The sequence below is a fragment of the Litoreibacter sp. JB4-2 genome, from assembly GCF_055693445.1.
The window spans coordinates 1,977,393-1,999,503 of sequence record NZ_CM146334.1; the positions used below are offsets into that span (position 1 = coordinate 1,977,393).

Sequence of the window (22,111 nt, forward strand, 5' to 3'; positions counted from 1 at the left end):
CTTATCCCTCGCGGCCATTCAAACGGTCGCGCAGCAGTTTGCCAGTTTTGAAGAACGGCACATGCTTTTCCTCAACATGCACGGCTTCACCGGTGCGCGGGTTGCGCCCGGTGCGGGGCTCGCGCTTTTTCACGGAGAATGCGCCAAACCCGCGCAGCTCGACGCGGTTGCCTTCGGAGATCGCGTCGATGACCTCCTCAAAGACGGTGTTTACGATGCGCTCTACATCGCGCTGAAACAGATGAGGATTATCATCAGCGATCTGTTGGATCAGCTCTGAACGTATCATAAATATCCTCCCCAGGATGAATGCCGCTTGGGGTTGGCCCCACTTAATAAGGAACTATAGGCCGAATAAACCAAAGGAGGGAAGGGCTTAGGGCACACGCGGCGCCGAATTAACCATGGGAATTTTCAAAATTTAGCGCCAGAAATTCAGAAAACGACATGTTTTGCCAATCTGGCAAGCCTCCTCAAACGCCTCATACCGGCGCAACCCAACCCGATTCGCATTGCCAAATGTGGCGCCACCGGCGGTCCCTTTTGCTCAAGACCAGGTTGGTTTTCATGCATCACCAGATGGGTGATCACCGCGACCGTAATTTTGAAAATACATGTCTAAATAAACAATCGACGTCAGTCCGCCAAAAAAAGGCCCCGCTGTCGCCAGCAGGGCCTTTCAAAATTTCGTAGCCGTTAAGGCTTACTCGTCGTCGCTCTTCAAAGCCGCGCCAAGGATATCGCCCAAAGACGCGCCCGAGTCGGAAGAGCCATACTGTTCGACGGCCTCTTTCTCTTCGGCGATCTCGCGCGCTTTGATCGACAGGCCCAGCTTGCGGGTTTTGGCGTCGACATTGGTCACGCGCACATCCAGCTTGTCGCCGACGCCGAAACGCTCAGGGCGCTGCTCGGCACGGTCGCGCGACAGGTCAGAACGGCGAATGAAGGATTTCATGCCTTCATACTCAACCTCGATGCCGCCATCCTCGATGGAGGTAACCGCAACGGTGATGATCGAGCCGCGCTTGACGCCGTCAACGGCAGTGTCAAACGAGCCGTCCAGCGCCTTGATCGACAGCGAAATACGCTCTTTCTCAACATCAACCTCGGTGACAACGGCCTTGACCATGTCGCCTTTGCGGAAGTCGCCCAACGCATCTTCGCCGCGGCCTTCCCAGGTGATGTCGGACAGGTGCACCATGCCGTCGATGTCGTTGTCGAGGCCAACGAACAGACCAAATTCGGTGATGTTCTTGACTTCGCCTTCGATCTCTTTGCCGACCGGGTTGTTTTCCGCGAAGACTTCCCACGGGTTGCGCATGGTCTGCTTGAGACCAAGGGAAACGCGGCGCTTGGCACCGTCGATTTCCAGAACCATGACTTCGACCTCTTGGGACGTAGACACGATTTTGCCTGGGTGGACGTTCTTCTTGGTCCAGGACATCTCTGAGACGTGGACCAGACCTTCAACGCCCGGCTCCAGCTCTACAAATGCGCCGTAATCGGTGATGTTGGTCACGCGGCCAGTATGCGTGGATTCCAGCGCGTATTTGGCGGCCACGGCTTCCCATGGGTCGTCCTGCAGCTGCTTCATACCCAAGGAGATGCGGTGCGTCTCTTTGTTGATCTTGATGACTTGCACCTTGATCGTTTCGCCGATTGTCAGGATCTCGCGTGGGTCGTTCACACGACGCCAAGCCATATCCGTGACGTGCAGCAGGCCGTCTACGCCGCCAAGGTCGACGAATGCGCCGTACTCAGTGATGTTTTTGACGACACCGTCAACAGCCTGACCTTCGGTGAGGTTGCCGATAACTTCGGCACGCTGTTCAGCACGCGACTCTTCCAGAATGGCGCGGCGCGACACAACGATGTTGCCACGGCGGCGGTCCATTTTCAGGATTTGGAATGGCTGCTTCAGACCCATCAATGGGCCCGCGTCGCGCACAGGGCGCACGTCGACTTGGGAACCAGGCAAGAACGCAACCGCGCCGCCCAGATCCACAGTGAAGCCGCCTTTGACGCGACCAAAGATGGCGCCTTCGACGCGCTCTTCGTCTGCGTAGGCTTTTTCCAGACGGTCCCAAGCTTCCTCGCGGCGCGCTTTGTCGCGGCTGATGGAGGCTTCGCCGCGTGCGTTTTCGACGCGGTCCAGGAACACTTCAACCTCGTCGCCAACGGACAGGTCAGGTGCTTCGCCAGGGTTTGCAAATTCTTTAAGATCGACGCGGCCTTCCATTTTGTAGCCGATGTCGATGATGGCTTGGCCGGCCTCGATGGCGAGCACTTTGCCTTTGACAACCGAACCCTCGTCCGGTGTGTCCATTTCGAAGCTTTCGTTCAGGAGGGCTTCGAATTCCTCCATAGATGCGTTTGTAGCCATGTGGCGTAGGTTTCCTAATCTTAATGTTTATGCGGGCCGAGCGGTTGTCTCCGCCGGTCTTTGGGTTTCGGTTGGTCTTCGAAGTGCGGCATTTTTCAAAACAAAGAGGGCCGGAAAAACCGACCCTGCCCGCTTGAATTATGCCCGAGACTGTTCTCGCCCCTTAGACAGACGCGCGTATAGCGGAGCTCCGCCCAAAGGGCAAGCGGCGCGTTTAATATCGCTTGCGGGCCTGCCGTCCGCCAAACCCCAATGGTCTGGCGTAACTGCAGTGGGCGCGCGACTGTTGGCGCGCCATCCCAAAACCACCTCTATTTTGAGGTACGAGAGGCCATATCTGGGTCAGATGTCGGCAGCAATGGAAGCCTGTCCAACCACAACCAATAATTGAACCACTGAACCAACCAGGCCAGCCCAAAACCAACCAACGCCAGCCATTCCCCGTGATAAACCGGACGTGACACCGCAATGTCATTCATCCCGAAGAGGTTATGGCGAATGAACGCAAGGCCCTTATCAAACCAAAGTGACAGCGTCTGTCCGAATGTCGTCCCACCCAGCACAACAAGCAAAGCCCCCGCAACCATCACGATGAGGCAGAACCGCGTAAAATTGCGCTCGACACGTCCGACTATACGATATTTTTTCCCGCCTTTGTCGGTGTAGTTGCCGATCCAATTTTCTCTTTTGAGATGGATCAGGCTCAGCAATATCAGCGATCCGATCAACACAACCGCCCCGAAGAAATGAATGCTCTGCGACACCCCGTTGGCGATGAAATAGGTTTGGGTGCCTATGTCGATTGTCTCGAATAGATAGCTTTGCAACTGCTCAGGCGCGGACGTCTCATACGTCCCGTTAACCTCCGTGCCAACCATCGATTGGGTCAGACGGTGATCAAAGCTTTGCCCGTGCCCGCAGCCGACGCCAGCGGTCGGAAACATGGCCACCAAGATAGCTGCAAAAGCGCCTGCGGTGGTCAGCAACCCATCGTAAATATTCTGGCCCCGATAGGCGAACATGAACGCCGACACGAAGGCCAGCGTGATAACAAAATAGGGCCCGGCGACAGGGGCGTAATAGTAGTGGCTGATACTGTCGCGCGCGCAGCCCACGCCGGACAGCTCATCCAAAGCGGCGACAAAGAGCGCTAGAAACAAACTCAGCACCCCGACAAACAGCGGCAAGAATTCATCCTTCGTCCGCCGCGACGTGCTGGTCCTGTTCAAATAGACCTCGTCCGCCTCATAGTATTTGGCCCACTTGGATTTGGCCTGTTGCGTATCGTTCTGCGGTGTCTGATCACTCATGAAAAACCCTCAAAAAATATCAAAATACAAAATTCGTCTAATTGGACTATGCCGCAGCATCGCTCATTTTTGCCCTTTTTTGCAAGTTTCGGGCAATTGCAGACAGTCTTTGGGTATCACCAGGCCCTCATTTCGCGGCCGACCATGAAAGGCTCTATGCCACGTGTTAGAACGGCAAAGCGCTCCACGCTTCATACCTTTCCAAATCCTTAATTTTTTTTATTTTTCATTATAAAACAGCTGGTTATTAGATTCCCCGCATGCGGGGGACTCTCTCCCCGCCCAATATCGAGCCAAATCGTATCCCTCAAACGAAACATGGCCCCCTACCAAAATAGGGGGCCACACTATCGACAGTCCTAGCTTCGGGGAGGATTAAGCTGCGACTGTGTCTTTCTTCGACTTTTTGCCTTCGATCACCTTGGTGCCATTGCCAGCAATCTCAATGGTGCGCGGCTTCAGCGCCTCGGGCACTTCACGGACCAGATCGACATGCAACATACCGTCTTTATGCGACGCACCGGTCACGCGGACATGATCGGCCAGGTGGAAACGCTTTTCAAAGGCACGCGTCGCGATACCGCGGTGCAGATAGCTGCGCTCAGAGGCATCATTGTCGGCCTTCTTCGCAGACACGATCAGGGAATTTTCACGCTGCTCAACATTGAGATCAGCTTCGGAGAAGCCCGCAACAGCGACGGAAATGCGGTACGCATCTTCGTCGGTTTTCTCGATATTATAGGGCGGGTAGGTGGTTTGATTGACCTCGGAGGTCAGGACTCGGTCCATCAGATCAGCAACGCGGTCGAAGCCGACAGTGGCACGGTAAAGGGGGGCGAAATCATATGCTCGCATGGTATGCATCCTTTCGAAAAAGCAATGTTATGTGGCGCGGCCTTCCACATCGGACAGGCCGCATTTTCTTCAGCACCGGACCCAGTTTTGGCATCCGGTGATCATGATGTGGGAAGTAGATTCCGGGCGTTCAAGAGGGCGCCCAAAGAAATTTAAGGCTTGAGAAACCGCGCGCCTGAGGGCTGCATACCGCTTTTGAATGTCAGCCTTTTTGAGTTGGTCGCGGTTGTCGCCACCTCGCGGCTGCGATTTCTAAGCTGCGTTTTCATCTCCTTGAGGCGGGTTTCCACCCCCTCCGCAAGGGAGACCTTCTGCGTTTTCCATTCGGCCTTTGCGGACACAACCGACATGACCACCGGCTGGCCGTCTTTGATCACCAGAACCGGCGCGCCGGACGCTCCAAAATCGACGTCACAGGAGGTCACGTACAAATCACCCTCTTTCGCCAATACATGGCAGGCCTCTTGCAGCGAAGGCGCGTTTGCGCGGTCATGCGCGTAGGAAACCACTGCCAGCTCCTGACCACGCGGGGCGCGCTGCCCGGCGCTCAGCGGCCTTATTGATGGGTGACGAATGGGTTGATCAAGCTGCAACAACGCCAGATCGGCCCCAACCCTGTCCTGATCTTCGCGCGCGCGGAACGCGTAGCTGTAATGCGCAATGCTTTGACGGACTCCGCGATAAGCCGAAGCACGCCCGTTGCGCCATCCAGCCAGAAATTCGATTTCATCGTCGGCCACGCGACGCCCGGTTTCCAGATCATAGAGGCAATGCGCTGCTGTAAGCACCAGATCGGGGGCAATCAGCGTACCAGTACAAAACCCGGCATGCCCAATATTGAGCCGCCCGACGGCCTGCCAATCCTTGTTGTCATCCAAAGTGCTGAGCGATTTCAGCGCGGAGCCGTCTTCCGCCTGAACAGGCGACGCGAGGCACAAGCTCGCAAGAAACACTTGAATCAGACGCATGGATACTCCGCAACTTTAGTCAGAGAACGATCTTACCCATGCTTGCGGCGAAATTGCGGCTTTGATTTAGCGAAGCTGGGGAATGTCCGAAATATGTGGCTGATCTGTCATAGCTTTTGGCTTCGGCCCACCTGTCGCCCAATCGAGCAATTCGACAGTGTGCACGATAGGCATTTTCGCCCCCGAACCGATTTGCATCATGCAGCCTATGTTGCCAGCGGCGATCACGTCGGGGTTCTTTGCCTCCAATGTCTTGATCTTGCGATCTTTCAGTTGTTTTGAGATCTGAGGCTGCATCAGGTTATAGGTTCCTGCAGAGCCGCAGCAAAGATGCGGATCGCTGGGTTCTACCACGGTGAAGCCCGCATTTTTCAGAAGGTCTTTTGGGTAGGTCTTGATCTGCTGACCGTGCTGCAACGAACATGCCGCGTGATAAGCCACGGTCATCTCTTGCGCGCCACCTGTAGGCAGGTCGAGCTGCATCAGCACCTCGGAGACGTCTTTGGCGATGCTCGCCACGGCCTGAGCTTTGGCGGCCAGCGGGGTCCCTTTGAACATGTGGCCGTAGTCTTTGACGGTTGTGCCGCAGCCGGACGTGTTGATCACGATGGCGTCCAACCCGCCGCGCTGCATTTCAGCATGCCACGCTTCGATGTTTTTGGCAGCGGCTTTGTGGCTCTCATCGGTTTTGCCCATGTGATGGGTCAGTGCGCCGCAGCAGCCCTGCCCTTCGGCGATCACCACCTCGGCGCCGTGGCGACGAAGCAGCCGGATTGTCGCGTCATTGATATCAGTGTTGAGCGCACGTTGCGCGCAGCCGGTCATCAGCGCCACCCGCATCTTCTTACCCATCTCGGCGGCAAAAGTTTGCGGGTCATCATTGTGCGACACCGGCGGTATGGTTTTCGGTGCCATTTCCAGCATCGCCTTAAGCCGCGCATCGGGCATCAAAAACGCAAATGGTCTTCCGATCTTGGCCCCCAGCAGCGCCAGCCGAAACCGCCCCGGAAACGGCAAAATTTTCGACAGAACCCAACGCAAAGCCCGATCCGACCAAGGCCGGTCGTAATTCTCCTCAATATACTCACGCGCGTGGTCAACCAGATGCATGTAATGCACCCCAGACGGGCAAGTCGTCATGCAAGCAAGGCAGCTCAAGCAGCGGTCGATGTGTTTGACGGTTTTCTCGTCAGGCTTACGCTCGTTTTCGAGCATGTCCTTGATCAGGTAAATGCGCCCCCGCGGGCTATCGAGCTCATCGCCAAGGATTTGGTATGTCGGGCAGGTCGCAGTGCAAAACCCGCAATGCACGCAAGACCGCAGAATATCATTGGAACGCTGGATGGCCGGGTCTTTAAGTTGCTCGGGCGTGAAAGTGGTTTGCATGTTTTATCCCATCAGACCCGGGTTCAAGATGCCGCGCGGGTCGAATTTCTCGCGCAGGCCCGCGTTGATTTTTTGAAGCGGCGCAGGTTCCGGATGGAAGCTGCCAAGCTTTGTTTTGGTCGCGTCCGAAGCTCGAAATAACGTGCGGTGCCCCGCAACTTCCGGCGCAATTGCACGCAGATCAGTACCGGGCGCGCAGGCAACCCACACCAGCCCACCGCCCCAGTCGAGCATCGTTTGCGCGTTGGGCAGAGCGTCGATCAGGCGCGGCGCGTCGGAAGGCTTAACCGAAACGCGCCAGAGGTCCTGACCATCCTGCGCAAAGCCGGTGAGCTGGCCGACATTGGTCCAAGTAGCCAGAACGGCTCCCGGGTCAGCCTCAACAGCGACATCACCACCCAACAAAGATTTCAGCTGCGCGGTGCGGTAAGCAATTGAGTCGGCAAAGCCCTCGATACGCAGAAACGTGTCGCCGTCGCGATGCGCGGCACCCGACATTTCGAAGGGTGAGCTAAGCGCTTTCGACATAGTGGCAACCGCCTGCTCGACAGTCTGGCCCGCGATGGTCAGCGTTGCGCTCGCAGCGATCCCCGGCAGTAGCTTGAAGGAGACCTCCGAGATCACCCCAAGCGTTCCGTAAGATCCCGCCATCAGCTTGACTAGATCGTAGCCGGTTACATTTTTCATGACGCGGCCACCGTTCTTGAGCGCGTTCCCCGTGCCGTCCACGAACCGCACGCCGATCAGCGCATCACGGCACGCGCCTGCCTGAATACGGCGCGGCCCGGATATGTTTGCAGCAACGACACCGCCAATGGTCGGCGTGCCGGATGTGCCAAAAATTGACCGGTGATCCATTGGCTCGAACGGCAAGCGTTGGTTTTCTTTGGCCAAGGCCGCCTCGATCTCCGCCAATGGCGTTCCGGCTTGGGCCACGATGGTCAAGGCGCCCGGCTCATACAGGGTGATACCGCTCAGCTTCGCCGTGGACAGAACCTCCCCCGTCACAGGGTTGCCGATGGTCCGCGTTCCGCCGCCAATGACTTTCAGCGGGCCTTGTGCCGCGCGCACCGCATCGCATAGCTGCTCTTCTGTCGCAGGTGTTAACATCTTCATTGTTTTCCAAATATTCTCGCCGAAGGCATCCGCGCCCTCAAGCCGCGCGGCGGGTTTCACTTGAGGCAAGCGGGAACACTTTGGCGGGATTCAACAGCCAATGCGGGTCAAAAACGTCCTTAACCTTCATCTGAATTTCCAGTTCCGCGGGCGTGAACTGTTCGACCATCAGGTCGCGCTTTTCGATACCCACGCCATGCTCCCCCGTTAGGCAGCCACCGGCCTCAACGCAGAGTTTCAAAATATCCGCGCCCATAGCCTCACAAAGTTCCAGATCGCCCTCTTTGTTGGCGTCAAACAGAATGAGCGGGTGCATATTGCCATCGCCTGCATGAAACACGTTGCCGACATCCAGCCCGTATTGCTTCGACAGCTCACCGATGCGCTTCAGAACCATCGGCAGGGACGAAACCGGGATCGTGCCGTCCAGGCACATGTAGTCATTGATCTGCCCCATCGCGCCGAAGGCTGATTTGCGGCCCAGCCAGATGCGGGCGCTTTCCTCGGACGATGTGCTTTCGCGCAGCTCCACCGGGCTATGTTTGCGCGCGATTTGCAGGATTAGGCCAAGTTGTTCGTCGATTTCGGCGTCTGAGCCTTCGACCTCGACAATCAAAAGCGCCTCGCAATCGGGGTAACCAGCGCCCGCGAACGCTTCCGTTGCGCGGATAACGGGGCGATCCATGAATTCGATGGCCACCGGCAAAACGCCTGCTTTGATGATGTCGGAAACGCAGGCTCCCGCGACCTCGTTGCTGTCAAAGCCCATCAACACCGGCCGCGCGCCTTCGGGCTTGCGCAAGATACGTAAGGTGGCCTCGGTCACCACGCCAAGCTGTCCCTCGGAGCCGCAGATAAGACCAAGCAAATCATAGCCCGCAGCGTCCAGATGCGCGCCACCAATCTCAACCACGGTGCCGTCCATCATGACCATTTTGACGCCCAGAAGATTGTTTGTTGTAACTCCGTATTTCAGACAATGCGCCCCGCCAGAATTCATCGCGATATTGCCCGCAATCGCGCAGGCCAGCTGGGAGGACGGGTCAGGAGCGTAGAAAAAATCATTTTCCTCGACCGCGCCGGTCACGCTTAGATTTGTGCGCCCGGTTTGCACGCGGATGTAGCGGTCGTCATAGTTGGTTTCCAACACATCATTCATCCGCGCCACGCCCAGGATCACACAATCTGCCGTCGGCAGCGCGCCACCTGCTAGCGATGTGCCAGAGCCGCGCGGTACAACGGGCACGCCCATCTCGTGACACAACTTCAAAACGGCGGCGACTTCCTCAGTTGTGCTGGGCAGCACAGCACAAAGCGGCGGGCACTTATAGGCCGTCAGCGCGTCGCATTCATAGGCTTTGATCTCGCGTTCTGCATGGATCACGGCGTCTTCAGCCAGCACTTCCTGCAGGCGAGAAACCAGCAGGGCTTTCTTCGACACAACTGCGCTATCAGGGCTTGGCATTTCCATTGGACGACTCCGACTTCACGAATTGGTAAAATCTTATTACCAATTTTGACCTATTGCAAGAGCGTGGGGCGTTATACGGTCCGCGGATGAATATCGCTGACACAATCGCACTTATTTCTCCGCTGGACTGGGGCGGCGTTTTGTTGCTTTGGGGCAGCTGGGCATTGATCGGCTGGTGGATTGAACATCCTAGCGAGAAAACGCCCTCCGTCTCAATCATAATGGCCAATTACCGCCGCGAGTGGATGCGGCAATTGATCACCCGGCAGCCGCGTATTTTTGACGCCTCAATCTTGAACGCGTTACGGCAGGGCACCGCCTTTTTCGCCTCAGGCTGTATGATTGCCATCGGTGGCGTTTTGGCCGTTGTCGGCAATACTGAGCGACTTCACAGCGTGGCTGTTGAGCTGGCGATTGGCCAAGAACCCGTATTGCTGTGGCAGGCAAAGTTGCTAGTGGTTGTTTTGTTTTTGACCCACGCGTTTCTGAAATTTGTCTGGGCAAACCGGCTTTTTGGCTATTGCGCCGTAGTGATGGCGGCAGTGCCCAACGAGATCGAGCATGAATTTGCGCATTCCCGTGCCCAACAAGCCGCAGAAATCAACATTCGAGCGGCGCTGAACTTTAATCGCGGGCTGAGATCCATATATTATGGGCTTGGAACAATGGCATGGCTGCTTGGGCCCTGGGCCTTGATTGCAGCGACGGTGTTGGTTGCCTTTCTTATATGGCAGCGCGAATTCGCCTCGTTGCCGCGAAAAATTCTGCTGGCGAATGTGCCGGGCAAGGAGACGTGACATGAAACTGACTGCTGCAACGATAGGGTTGATGCTGATGGCAAGCGCGACCTTTGCTGGCGAGGCCAGTGTTGAGAACGCGACCGCCCGAAAGTCAGGTACAACCTGGACGTTTGAAGTGACAATCCGCCACGCAGATACGGGTTGGGATCACTATGCAGACGGCTGGGCGGTTTTGGCACCAGACGGCACCGAATTAGGGTATCGCACCTTGCACCACCCGCATGAAAACGAGCAGCCCTTTACGCGGTCTTTATCAGGCGTTTCTGTCCCGGCAGGCCTGTCAGAGGTACAAATCCGCGCGCATGATTCCGTCCATGGCTGGTCGAACCAGCGCTACACAGTTCGTTTGAAGTAGTGAACTAGCGCCGCCCTTCGCGCAGCCAGGCGGCGATGCTCAGCAGACCAGCAAGCGCAAGAAACAACCAAGGTGAAACCAGCGGCGTGACGGTGATATTCGTCGTCACGTAAGCGTCGCGCGGGGTCAGCCCGATCCAGCCACGCCCTGCCGCATTGCGACCTTCGCCGACCATACGTAGGCGCGGCAAACCGTCTTCAAGCCGTAAAACGCCACCCCGGGTCGCGGCCACGAGATCAGCCAATTTGTCGCCGGATGCCACGGTTTCGATAAATTCACGCGGAGCAGCCGGTCCGAGACCAAAGACCGTTTCGACGTCGCCTTCAGCCGCACGATAAAGACCTTGCTGAAGACCCTCAAAACTGGCGCTAAAGCGGCCCGGGCTGGTTTCCGCCATCTCGATCAGACGTTCGGTGCCATCGGGGGCCGTCAGGGTAACTTCCCCGATAACTTCCTTTAACGTGCGACGGATCAGAGTAACGGTTTGGCCTTCGACGAGGGCGGTCAGCGCCTCCTCCTCAAGGTCAGGTTCTTTCATCATCCAGTGGCCCAGTCGGCGCAGCAATTCCAGTTGCGGGCCGCCACCTTCAAACCCCCTGTTCCACAGCCATGCATGGTCAGAAGCAAGCAACGCGACGCGACCTTCGCCAACACGATCAAGCGTCAAGAGCGGCTTGTCATCGATGCCGGTCATGACGGTGTTGCCGGATGTCTCGGACACCTCAATCTGGCGCATCCAGCGGCCCCAAGCGGGGGAGCCGTCATCGGTGGCAGGACCAGTGGCAAAACGTTCCAGCCCTTCCGTGACGGGGTGGCGCTCGCCCAGATCGGACAGCGTCGGCTTGAAGCCTTCCTCAAAAACTCGCGCGGTGGGTTCAGCGGGAATGATGTTTCCAAGCGCCGAGCGGAAAATAGAGTCAGCTGAGGCGAAATCAGGGCCCGCAGCGACCAGCACCGCACCCCCATTTTCGACATATTGCTGGATCGAGTCGAAATAGAGCGCAGGCAGGATGCCGCGGCGCTTATAACGGTCAAAGATGATCAGATCGAATTCATCAACTTTTTCCAGAAACAGCTCACGCGTCGGGAAGGCGATAAGCGACAGCTCAGACACGGGGACGCCGTCTTGCTTTTCTGGCGGGCGCAGAATGGTGAAATGCACCAGATCGACAGCAGCGTCGGATTTCAACAGGTTGCGCCAGGTCCGCTCGCCCGCATGCGGCTCACCAGAAACCAACAGCACCCGCAGCCGGTCGCGCACGCCATTGATTTGGACCAAGGCTGCGTTGTTGCGGTCGGTAAGCTCGTCATCTGCGGTCTCGACCTGAAACTGCAGCACATTGCGGCCGCCATGTGTCAGCGTGATCGGAAATTCCAGGTCTTCGCCAACCGGGATCGGGTAAGAGCGTGGCGGCGCGCCGTCGATAGCGACGGACAGAATGGCGTCGCCTTCCGCCGCACGCGGCACGGCACCCTGATCTTCGACGCGCAAGGTCAGGGTGATTTCTTCGTCCAAAATGGCGAAAGCGGGCGCGTTCTGAATGATCAGACGGCGGTCCCAATCATCGGCTCTGCCCGTCAACAGCGTGTGCAGCGGAAACTGCATGTCCGGTGCGCGCTCGACATCATGCAACTGGCCATCTGTGATGGTGATCGCGCCAGCGATGCGGCTGTTGGGCTCCTCTGACAGCGCGTCGGCGAGCTGGGTCATCAGCTCCGTTCCCGCGTCGCCAATACCGTCGGGAACAGTGATCTGGCGCAGCTCCATCCCGCGCGCGGTGATGTCCTGCGTCAGCTCTTCTACAGCCTGAGACGTTTGGCTTGCCCGGTCGGACAGCGCTTGGCTGGCGGTCTCATCAACGACCAGCATCACAATATCATCAAGCGGGTCGCGGTCTTCGTCCTGCAAGGCAGGGTTTGCAAGTGCGATCAGGATCGCGAGGCCCGCCAAGGCGCGCAGCCACCAGCCCGGCAATCCACGCCAGGACGCGAAGGCCAATACCGCCACCAACAGCGCGCCAAAGAAGGCAAGCGTGACAAGCGGCAAAAGGGGCGCAAGGATGACGTTCATCTCAGTTCCCCAACCGGTCCAGAAGCGCGGGCACGTGGACCTGATCGGACTTATAGTTGCCGGTCAGCACATGCATCATCAGGTTGATGCCAAAGCGGATCGCCATTTCACGCTGACGCTCCCCACCATAGCCGCGCCCGACCGGGTAAAGCGGGCGTCCGTCATCGCTGCGCGCCCACGCGGACGCCCAGTCGTTGCCGCCAATCAGCACCGGCGTGACCCCATCATTTAGGTTGCGAAACGGGATGCCCTCGATCTGTTCGGCATCGGCGGGGGCCGCCTCAACCCAGACGTCATTGCCAACATGGCGACCCGGAAAGTCCTGCAAAAGGTAAAAGGCGCGGGTCAAAACGTGGTCGGTCGGGATCGGCTCAAGCGCCGGGATATCGAGCGGACGGGCCAAGGATTGCAGCTTGCGGCCCGTTGGCGTCGAGCCGCCAAAACCCGCCAAATTGCCGTCGCGCGTATCAAAAACGATCATTCCCCCGCTGCGCAGGTACCTGTTCAGCTTCGCGTAGGCGCGATCAGATGGTAGTCGCTGCGCCTCGGTCACGGGCCAGTAGAGCATTGGGAAAAAGGCCAGCTCGTCAGTTTCAAGATCGACGGCGATGGGGCTCGCGGGCTCGATGGAGGTGCGCCGAAACAGGCTTTGCGACAGGCCAGACAATCCTTCGCGCGATATCTGGTCGGCGCGCGCATCGCCGGTTTCAACATAGGCCAGGACGACCTCCGCCGTGGCTTCAAGGGCGCGCGCATCCTCCGTTTGGGCTTGGCCATGCTGCGGCAGCGCAAGCGCGAACAGAACCATCGCCGCTGTTGCGGTGCCCTTCAAATTCAGCCGACCCGCCAGCCAGAGGGACGCAAGTACATCCAAGATCAGCAGCAGCAGCGCGATTGCGAGAAAAATCCAAGCCAAAGGTGTTTCCCCTTCCACGGCCATTCCTTCAACGGGGATGGCGCTGTCCCAAGTCGCGGGCTCCAATACGGTGTCGGATGCCACAACATTCAGGGCGATGCGGCGCGCGTCATTGCTGTAGAGCCCCGGTTGCAGATCGGGGCCCGTGATACCCGCGGCAAGCGCCTCGCCCGCTACGCCCGCGAATGCGTCAGCGCGACGGGTCTGGCCAAAGCCATCAATGATTTCTTCAGGTAGCCATGTCGTACCTGCAAGCTGCTCAGCGGATAGCTCAACAGGGCGGGTCGAAATCGCCAGCCGTTCCAGCATTTGGACGAAAAGCCCTGACAGCGGCAAGGTCGACCATTCCGCATTGGCGGTAACATGGAACAGAACGATCTGGCCTTGGCCAAGCGACCGGCGCGTCACCAAAGGCGTTCCATCCGCCAAGGAGGCCACGGTGCGTTCGGCCAGATTAGGATCGGGCTGCGCCATGACTTGACTGGTGACGGTGACATCTTCGGGCAAAGGCAGGCCGAAAAACGGGCTGTCGCGGGTGAAATCGCGTAGCTCTTTTGGCTCCCCCAGGACATCGCCCCGCCAACGGAGCGCCCCCCGGCGCGCAAACGCACGGGCATTAGCGGGTCAGCAGTTTCAAATTCGGCGGAGGCGGTCCTTGGGCCTGCGAACCGAACCAGCAAACCACCTGCATCGACCCAATCGGTCAGCAGCTCCGTTTCATACTCGCCCAACGCGGCAATATCGGCCAGGACCAAGACATCCGGGCTCGCGATAAGCATTTCTTCCAGATCGCCATCAATCAGATCGGCGGTCGGTGCAAGCGCGCGGCGCAGGTAATAAAGCGGCGACAGCAGGTCCTGCGCTTCTTGCCCGTCGCTGCTTGCAAGCAATCCAACTTCGCGCCGTTTCAGGGCATCGTCGGTCAGGGACACGGCGCCTGCAGAGCGGGTCGATTGCAGCTCAAATCGACGAATGCGATTGCGCAGCTCGCTCGGTAGGCTGAGCGTAATGTCGGCCTCCGCTGCGCCTGCCTCAAAACTGACAATGGCGCGGGCAAGTTCTTGTTCAATCCCGTTCGGATCGGGGCCGAAAGCGATCATCGTGACGTCGCGCGGCGCCTCTGCCGGGCTGCGCAGCGCGGTTACAACGATATCGCTGCCCTCAAATCGCGCGGGGCGCAGGCCAAACACAGGGCGGGCGGATTGTATGACGCGCAGCTCGCCCTTGCTTTGCAGCAGTGTTGCGATCTCTTCACGGGCTGGGTAGGCGAGACCATCAGAGAACCAGATACTGTCGAAATCTTGATCCTCTGACAGGGTTTGCAGCGTGTTGGCCGTGTCATCCGCGGGCGCCCACGCGCTTGGCGTCATGCCCGACAACACAGGCAGGATCGCGTCAGCAGCGACAAAAGTCAGCGCATCCGATTTCGGGTCGCTGAGGGACACCAGCGCCGTCGGACGCCCTTCCCGCGCGGCTTCCGCCAATACGGTTTCAGCACGGGCAAGACGTGCAGGCCAATCGCGCGCCGACGCCCAGCTTGCATCCATTACAACCAGCAAAGGCCCCTGCCCCGCGGCGCGTTCCTGCGGGTTCAAAATGGGGCCAGCGAAGCCAATAATCAGGCCAGCAACGGCCAAAACCCGCAGCAAAAGCAGCCACCAAGGGGTGGTGTCGGTCTGGCTCTCGTCGTCTTTCAGACCCAACAGCAGCGCAATGCCAGGAAAGCGGCGCTTGATCGGCGCGGGCGGCACTGCGCGCAGCAACCACCACAGGATCGGCAGCGCAAAAAGGGCTGCCAGCAAAAGCGGCGTGGTGAAAGCGATTGCGCCGATCATTGCGCGTGATCCAAGGCTTGATAGGCCCACATCAGCGCGTTCAGCGCTGGTTTGTCACTGTGGTGGCAGTGGTACCGCCAGCCGGTCGCACGACACAGGTCTTTGAGGTCGGCTTTACGCTTGGCGAGCCGGGCGAGATAATCGTCCTTCAGGCTACCGGCCTTCAGCGTTTCGAATTTGACGGCGCCCGACATCGTCTCAAACACAGTGCGGCCGTCATAAGGGAAAGCTTCCTCATCGGGGTCCAGAACCTGAACGAGCACGCCTTTGACGCCGCGGTCCGTGGCGGCGGTCAACGATTTGGACACAAGGTCGAGATCGCCAAAGAAATCGGAAATGAACATCGCACGCGCGCCCGCAGGCAAAACGCGGGCATTGGGCGTGCCGTAGTCAATGTCATTGTCGCCGTTGAAAGCGGCGTCCATTAGATGACCCGCGATACGCGTCAGCTGCGCTTCGCCCCGGCGCGGCGGGGTGCCACGATTTGCAAGACCAAACCGCTCGCCGCCGCGATTGAGCAGCACACACAGCGCAAGTGCGATGACCCGCGCCCGGTGGCCTTTGGTTGGCCGGTCCGCGCCGCCGGTGAAATTCATCGACAGCGCGTCATCAACCCAAAGCATCACCGATTGCGCGGCCTGCCATTCCTTTTGCCGGACAAAATGCGCGTCGCCCCGGGCGGAGCGGCGCCAGTCAATGACGCGCAGCTCGTCGCCATTTTCGGCCGGGCGGTATTGCCAGAACTCATCCCCGGTGCCCGCGCGCCTGCGTCCGTGATCGCCCAGCAGGACGGTCGCAGCAAGATGCTCGGCCTCCGCCAGCAGCGGCGGCAAGGCGCTTGCATGCGCCTCCGCCCTGTGGCGCAGCCCGGCAGGCGTGGTGGCGGGGTCTTGGTTCAAGCGGCAGCTTTCCGGTCGGAGACAAGGTCCAGCGTTTTGGCAATCACTGCGTTCAGTTCATGCCCTTCGGCGCGCGCGGCAAAACTCAACGCCATGCGGTGCGTCAACACCGGTTCTGCCAAAGCGGCGACATCATCAAGTGACGGCGCCAGGCGACCATCAAGTAGCGCACGTGCGCGCACAGTCAGCATCAAGGCTTGTGCTGCACGCGGGCCCGGACCCCAAGCAACGGTTTGCCGAACCAGTTCAGAGGCGTCTTCTTCGCTGGGGCGGCAGGCGCGGACCAGATCAAGGATATGCTCAACAACCGCATCGCCAACCGGAAGGCGGCGCACCAGCGTTTGGGCAGCGATCAGCTCCTCAGGTGAGAAGACTTTCTGCGCCTCGGCGCTGACACTGCCGGTCGTGGCCATCAGAATATCACGCTCAGTAGCGCGGTCGGGGTAGCGCACATTGATCTGAATGAGGAACCGGTCAAGCTGCGCCTCCGGCAGCGGGTAGGTACCTTCCTGTTCCAGCGGGTTTTGCGTGGCAAGCACCAGGAAGGGCGCGGGCAAAGCGCGGTCTTGGCCCGCAACCGCGACGGAACGTTCCTGCATCGCCTGCAACAACGCCGATTGCGTCCGGGGTGAGGCGCGGTTGATCTCATCGGCCATCAAAAGCTGCGAAAAGATCGGGCCTTCAATGTAGCGGAAGCTTCGCGCGCCGTCAGTGGCGGTCTCCAACACTTCAGATCCCAAAATATCAGCGGGCATCAAGTCCGGCGTAAACTGCACCCGATTGGTCGAAAGCCCCATGACCGTGGACAAAGTGTCGACCAGAAGGGTTTTGCCCAGCCCCGGCAACCCCATCAACAGCGCATGCCCATTGGACAGCATCGCCGTCAAAGCAAGGTCCACGACCTCCTGCTGGCCGATGATCTTGGTGGCGATGCTTTCGCGCGCCTCAGCCAGTTTTGCGCCAAGCGCCTCGATGTCATTTATCATTTCGTCGGCGTCGGCCATGACAGAGCTCCGTATTCGGCTATATAGAATCCTGACTATAGAGCTATGGCAGGATGAAGAAATGGCAAAAGGCACCGGTGCACAAAAGCTTGAAATGCCGTCAGCGGAAAGTATTGCGGCAAGCGCACAGGAGGTTGGAAAACGCGGTTTGCCGCCCGTTGAGACGTGGAACCCACCTTTTTGCGGCGATCTGGACATGCGCATTGCCCGTGACGGGACGTGGTTTTATCTGGGCACCCCGATTGGCCGACCCGGTTTGGTGAAGCTGTTTTCTTCGATTCTGCGGAAAGACGGCGATGACTATTTTCTGGTCACCCCGGTCGAGAAAGTCGGCATCACTGTGGAAGACGCCCCCTTCGTAGCTCTGGATTTCGAGGTTTCGGGACAAGGGGAGGCACAAAACCTGACCTTCGAGACGCATGTAGGCGATTTCGTCACTGCAAGCGCCGAAACGCCTTTGCGCATGAGTTATGCCAGCGACGGGGAACCAAGCCCATACGTTCTGGTACGACGCAATTTAGACGCATTGATCGACCGTAAAAGCTTTTACCGGTTGGTCGATTTGGGCAGTCACGCCGTGCACGACGGCGAGGATTGGTTTGGCGTTTTTTCTAGCGGGACGTTCTTCCCGATGATTCGAAGCGCCGACCTGCCCGGATAGAATCCGAGCGTGATCAAACAATCGCTTCTTGCAAAAATGCACAGAACCCGTTCGCCAAAAGGCTTTTTCGATCACCTGAATAGGTTTAACAAGCTTCTGGAATATCGAATTGGAACCCAACGTGCCTCGAACTTTGATCGCCCTAATCGTCTTTAGCGCCATCACCTCCGCTGTGATGTCGGCGATTGTGTGTGGCGTGATGACCTACAAAATGTCGGGGCTAAGCGCAGCTTTCATGCATATTTGGTTGGGCGGATGGACCACAGCCTGGCCCGTTGCCTTTGTCGTGATTCTGCTCGCCGGGCCGATTATACGCAAATTCGTGTATCGCGCTTGCCGCTGTCCGCTATCGGACGCCGCGCCTGGATCCGCCGAAACTGTGGACAATCCGTCATAGTCTGGCGGTTTGTTTCGCGTTTGGTGCAAAAATAAGCATAAACTTGGATCTTTCGGAAAAGACCTATATAAATAAAGTGAAAATACGGTTGTGGGGTTAACCGAATGAATAAATGGATTCTCGCTGGTCTATACAGCGCGCCGCTTGCGGCCTTGGCTGTAACATCATCTTTGTCGACGTCTAATCTGGATATCGCGCTCGATTTCGAAGAGCCCGCGAAGAAGGTGTCTTTGGACCTAAGCGCACTTGGTGAAGGGCTCAAAAAGCGCGCCGAACATCGCGCAGGCCTGTTGGAAGCTGCGCCAGCGCAAACAGCCGCAGAAAAAATCACGCATATCGCGTCTCCGCAGGCCGTTGACTTGCCCGAAATTTCGGAAGAGCTGCTGACACCGCTCAATCTGGCAACAGTAAGCACCACCTTGCCGGGCGCAGGCCCGAAGCCCTTGGTGTTCGCTAATCCGGTAGCACCTGTCTATGACAAAACTGCGAATTCTCTGTCGCCAGACTCTTACCGGCTGGCCAATAGCAGCCTCGCGGCGCCACAAAAGAACAGCGCGAAAACGCCTAATCTGGCTGGGTTCGTTATCCCCTCTTCACCGTCTTCGGGCGGATCAGGCCTGACACCGACATCGCTTATCCCAAGCGCAGAAGAGGCCGCGAATGGTGAAACCGTGCTAGAGCAACAATTCGCTGCCGCAGTAGCAGCCCCGGCACCGATCTCCAGCGTGCCATTGCCTGCAGGCATTCCATTGCTCGCAAGTGGGCTGGTTCTGCTGGGCCTGTTGCGCCGGAAACGCGCGCGGTAAGCCTGCGATTGAAAAATCTGTGACATGTGAAAGCCCCGCCTTAACCCGGCGGGGCTTTTCGTTTGATACGCCCTTTAATGCGCCTCGGCCCAGTTGGCGCCCTGCCCTGCATCAACGACCAGTGGCACATCAAACTTAACAGCCGGGTCGGACGCGTTCTCCATGACGTCACGCACGGTCTCCACGACGCGTTCGACCTCGCCTTCTGGCACTTCAAAGATCAGCTCGTCATGGACCTGCAGCAACATGCGGCAGGGTAAGTCTTTGATCGCATCAGGCATGCGGATCATAGCGCGGCGGATCACATCTGCCGCAGTGCCCTGGATCGGCGCGTTGATGGCCGCGCGCTTCGCAAAACCAGCACCGGGGCCCTTTGCACTGATTTCAGGCGTATTGATCTTGCGACCAAACAGGGTCTGCACATAGCCGTGCTCTTTGGCGAAGGTCACGGTCTCATCCATATAGGCGCGAATGCCCGGAAACCGTTCAAAGTAGCGGTCGATGAAACCCTGCGCCTCGCTGCGCGGGATCCGCAGATTACGCGCCAACCCGAAACCCGAGATGCCGTAAATGACCCCAAAGTTAATTGCCTTTGCTTGGCGGCGAATGTCTGGCGTCATCTCATCAAGCGGGACGTCAAACATCTCTGACGCGGTCATGGCGTGGATGTCATGCCCGTCCTTGAATGCCTGTTTCAGTGCATCAATCTGGGCGATGTGGGCCAGGATACGCAGCTCAATTTGGCTATAGTCGAGGCTTACAAGCAGGTTCCCCGGTTCGGCGACAAAGGCCTCCCGAATGCGCCGGCCTTCCTCAGACCTGACAGGGATGTTTTGCAAGTTCGGATCGGTAGAAGCCAGCCGGCCGGTATTAGCCCCGGCAATGGAATAAGACGTGTGCACACGGCCAGTATCCGCGTTGATATGCGTCTGCAGCGCGTCCGTGTAGGTCGATTTCAGTTTCGACAATTGCCGCCAATCCAGCACCCGGCCCGGCAGTTCATGCTCTGTTGCAAGGTCTTCAAGAATGTCGACACCGGTGGAATAGGCTCCGGTTTTGCCCTTCTTACCCCCGGGCAGTTCCAGCTTATCAAACAGAATTTCGCCCAGCTGTTTGGGGGAGCCGACATTAAAATCTTGCCCCGCAAGCTCATGGATTTCGGCCTCAAGCCCTGCCATTTTCTGCGCGAAAGCGTTCGACATGCGGCTCAGCGTGTCGCGGTCCACCTTGATGCCGTTCATTTCCATCTTCGCCAGCACCGGGATCAGCGGGCGTTCCAGCGTTTCATAGACGGTGGTGACCTGTTTGGCATGCAGCATCGGCTTAAAAGTCTTCCACAACCGCAGCGTGATATCTGCGTCCTCAGCCGCGTAATGCGATGCCTTGTCGATGGCGACTTTGTCAAAGGTGATGGCGGATTTGCCCGTGCCAATAAGCTCTTTGATGGGAACCGGCGTGTGGCCCAGATACCGCTCTGACAGCGCGTCCATACCGTGATTGTGCAGGCCCGCATGCAATGCGTAGCTCAGCAGCATCGTGTCATCAATCGGTTCAATTGCGATATCGTTGCGCGCCAATATCTTGGCGTCGTATTTCATGTTCTGGCCAATCTTGAGGATGCTGTCATCCTCAAACACCGGCTTGAGCATGGCCAAAGCCTCGTCCAACGGCATTTGCCCCTCAGCCAGCTCGTCAGAGCCGAAAAGCCCCTCCCCGTCGCCATCTTTGTGGGTCAGCGGCACATAGCACGCCTCCCCGGGCTCGACGCATAGGCAGATGCCAACCAGATCGGCGGTCATCTCATTAAGTCCGGTGGTCTCCGTGTCCACAGCGACATATCCGCGGCGGTAAATCGCTTCGATCCACGGTTTCAGCTCAGCGGCCGAGCGCACAGTCTGGTAGCTCGCATCTTTCAGATCGGGCATCTCAGGCGCATCAGAGGGCTGTGCGGGCGCGTCCTCGATGGTGGGCGCTTCGACGTCAAGCTTGTCAGCGACACGTTTGGTTAAGGTGCGGAACTCCATCTCCGCAAGGAACGCCATCAGTTTTTCGGGGTCCGGGTCGCGCACCTCCAAATCGTCGATGGTGAAATCAAGCGGGGTTTTGTCGTCCAGCGTCACCAGCTTCTTGGACAGTTCAATCTGCGCGCGATGCTCAATCAACGTTTCGCGCCGTTTGGGCTGCTTGATTTCACCCGCGCGATCCAAAAGTTCTTCGAGCGACCCGTATTCATTGATCAGCAGCGCCGCGGTCTTGATGCCGATCCCCGGCGCGCCGGGCACGTTGTCCACGCTGTCACCCGCGAGAGCTTGCACATCGACCACGCGGTCGGGCCCGACGCCAAACTTAGCCTCCACCCCCTCAGTATCGATGCGGTTGTTCTTCATCGCGTCAAACATCTCAACGCCGCCGCCCACCAGCTGCATCAGGTCCTTGTCGGAGGAGATAATCGTGCAACGCCCGCCAAGCTCTCGCGCCTGGACGGCCAAGGTGGCAATGATGTCGTCGGCTTCAAAGCCCTCTTTTTCCTCGCAGGCGATGTTGAAGGCTTTCGTGGCTTCGCGGGTCAGCGGGATCTGCGGGCGCAGGTCTTCCGGCATCGCCTCCCGGTTCGCCTTGTACAGATCATACATGTCGTTGCGAAACGTGTGGCTGCCCTTGTCAAAAATCACCGCCACATGGGTCGGCGCGTCGGCGCCGGTATTTCCGTCGACATAACGCTGCAACATGTTGCAAAAGCCCGAAACCGCGCCAATGGGCAACCCATCCGATTTACGCGTCAAAGGCGGCAGCGCGTGGTAGGCGCGAAAAATGAAGGCCGAGCCGTCAATCAGGTGCAGATGGCAGCCTTTACCGAATTGCGTTTGAGACATAGCCT

17 protein-coding genes and 1 pseudogene are annotated in these 22,111 nt (G+C 58.2%); 5 read left to right on the plus strand and 13 right to left on the minus strand.

Features of this window, described 5'->3' with window-relative positions:
- Position 1: 1 nt before the first annotated feature.
- The 8 genes from ihfB to ACZ1G7_RS09835 form a co-directional block, all read right to left on the minus strand.
- Complete coding sequence (gene ihfB / locus ACZ1G7_RS09800) at positions 2-289, minus strand: integration host factor subunit beta (protein WP_472663626.1); 288 nt, start codon at positions 287-289, stop codon at positions 2-4.
- A gap of 414 nt (positions 290-703) precedes the next feature.
- Entirely contained in the window at positions 704-2,383 is a 1,680-nt protein-coding gene (gene rpsA, locus ACZ1G7_RS09805) for a 30S ribosomal protein S1 (protein WP_472663627.1), read from the minus strand.
- A 311-nt stretch (positions 2,384-2,694) separates the two neighbouring features.
- Positions 2,695-3,693: a hypothetical protein gene (locus tag ACZ1G7_RS09810; RefSeq protein WP_472663628.1), complete on the minus strand. Its 999-nt coding sequence runs from the start codon at positions 3,691-3,693 to the stop codon at positions 2,695-2,697.
- A 375-nt stretch (positions 3,694-4,068) separates the two neighbouring features.
- Positions 4,069-4,548, minus strand: coding sequence for an Hsp20 family protein (locus ACZ1G7_RS09815; protein ID WP_472663629.1), 480 nt, complete (start codon positions 4,546-4,548; stop codon positions 4,069-4,071).
- A gap of 152 nt (positions 4,549-4,700) precedes the next feature.
- The gene (locus tag ACZ1G7_RS09820; protein WP_472663630.1) at positions 4,701-5,516 is read right to left on the minus strand and encodes a trypsin-like serine peptidase; all 816 of its coding nucleotides are present in this window, start codon (positions 5,514-5,516) and stop codon (positions 4,701-4,703) included.
- Between the two features lie 66 nt (positions 5,517-5,582).
- On the minus strand, positions 5,583-6,902 hold the full coding sequence (gene glcF / locus ACZ1G7_RS09825; RefSeq protein ID WP_472663631.1) for a glycolate oxidase subunit GlcF: 1,320 nt from the start codon (positions 6,900-6,902) through the stop codon (positions 5,583-5,585).
- Positions 6,903-6,905: 3 nt separating this feature from the next.
- Positions 6,906-8,012, minus strand: a complete 1,107-nt coding sequence (glcE, locus tag ACZ1G7_RS09830) for a glycolate oxidase subunit GlcE (protein ID WP_472663707.1) — start codon at positions 8,010-8,012, stop codon at positions 6,906-6,908.
- Between the two features lie 43 nt (positions 8,013-8,055).
- The gene (locus ACZ1G7_RS09835) at positions 8,056-9,489 is read right to left on the minus strand and encodes an FAD-linked oxidase C-terminal domain-containing protein (protein ID WP_472663632.1); all 1,434 of its coding nucleotides are present in this window, start codon (positions 9,487-9,489) and stop codon (positions 8,056-8,058) included.
- Between the two features lie 86 nt (positions 9,490-9,575).
- On the opposite strand from ACZ1G7_RS09835, the gene ACZ1G7_RS09840 reads away from it, so the two are divergent.
- Together ACZ1G7_RS09840 and ACZ1G7_RS09845 are read left to right on the plus strand one after the other, a co-directional pair.
- On the plus strand, positions 9,576-10,286 hold the full coding sequence (locus ACZ1G7_RS09840) for a DUF599 domain-containing protein (RefSeq protein ID WP_472663633.1): 711 nt from the start codon (positions 9,576-9,578) through the stop codon (positions 10,284-10,286).
- Position 10,287: 1 nt separating this feature from the next.
- Positions 10,288-10,644: a hypothetical protein gene (locus ACZ1G7_RS09845; RefSeq protein WP_472663634.1), complete on the plus strand. Its 357-nt coding sequence runs from the start codon at positions 10,288-10,290 to the stop codon at positions 10,642-10,644.
- Between the two features lie 4 nt (positions 10,645-10,648).
- Here ACZ1G7_RS09845 and ACZ1G7_RS09850 read toward each other — a convergent pair whose 3' ends face one another.
- The 4 genes and pseudogenes from ACZ1G7_RS09850 to ACZ1G7_RS09865 all read right to left on the minus strand — a co-directional run bounded on the left by ACZ1G7_RS09850 (position 10,649) and on the right by ACZ1G7_RS09865 (position 17,369).
- On the minus strand, positions 10,649-12,715 hold the full coding sequence (locus ACZ1G7_RS09850; protein ID WP_472663635.1) for a hypothetical protein: 2,067 nt from the start codon (positions 12,713-12,715) through the stop codon (positions 10,649-10,651).
- A gap of 1 nt (position 12,716) precedes the next feature.
- Positions 12,717-15,466, minus strand: a pseudogene (locus ACZ1G7_RS09855) (DUF4159 domain-containing protein).
- Complete coding sequence (locus ACZ1G7_RS09860) at positions 15,463-16,365, minus strand: DUF58 domain-containing protein (protein ID WP_472663636.1); 903 nt, start codon at positions 16,363-16,365, stop codon at positions 15,463-15,465. Before ACZ1G7_RS09860 ends, ACZ1G7_RS09855 begins: the two are co-directional and overlap by 4 nt.
- A complete protein-coding gene (locus ACZ1G7_RS09865) occupies positions 16,362-17,369 on the minus strand; it encodes an AAA family ATPase (RefSeq protein WP_472663637.1) in 1,008 nt (335 codons plus the stop codon). The genes ACZ1G7_RS09860 and ACZ1G7_RS09865 overlap by 4 nt, the downstream gene beginning before the upstream one ends.
- 61 nt (positions 17,370-17,430) lie before the next feature.
- On the opposite strand from ACZ1G7_RS09865, the gene ACZ1G7_RS09870 reads away from it, so the two are divergent.
- The 3 genes from ACZ1G7_RS09870 to ACZ1G7_RS09880 all read left to right on the plus strand — a co-directional run bounded on the left by ACZ1G7_RS09870 (position 17,431) and on the right by ACZ1G7_RS09880 (position 19,233).
- The gene (locus ACZ1G7_RS09870) at positions 17,431-18,030 is read left to right on the plus strand and encodes a DUF1285 domain-containing protein (RefSeq protein WP_472663708.1); all 600 of its coding nucleotides are present in this window, start codon (positions 17,431-17,433) and stop codon (positions 18,028-18,030) included.
- 121 nt (positions 18,031-18,151) lie between these two features.
- On the plus strand, positions 18,152-18,427 hold the full coding sequence (locus ACZ1G7_RS09875; RefSeq protein ID WP_472663638.1) for a DUF2798 domain-containing protein: 276 nt from the start codon (positions 18,152-18,154) through the stop codon (positions 18,425-18,427).
- A gap of 104 nt (positions 18,428-18,531) precedes the next feature.
- Positions 18,532-19,233, plus strand: coding sequence for a hypothetical protein (locus tag ACZ1G7_RS09880; protein ID WP_472663639.1), 702 nt, complete (start codon positions 18,532-18,534; stop codon positions 19,231-19,233).
- 74 nt (positions 19,234-19,307) lie between these two features.
- Here ACZ1G7_RS09880 and polA read toward each other — a convergent pair whose 3' ends face one another.
- Complete coding sequence (gene polA / locus ACZ1G7_RS09885) at positions 19,308-22,106, minus strand: DNA polymerase I (protein ID WP_472663640.1); 2,799 nt, start codon at positions 22,104-22,106, stop codon at positions 19,308-19,310.
- Between the last annotated feature and the right edge of the window lie 5 nt (positions 22,107-22,111).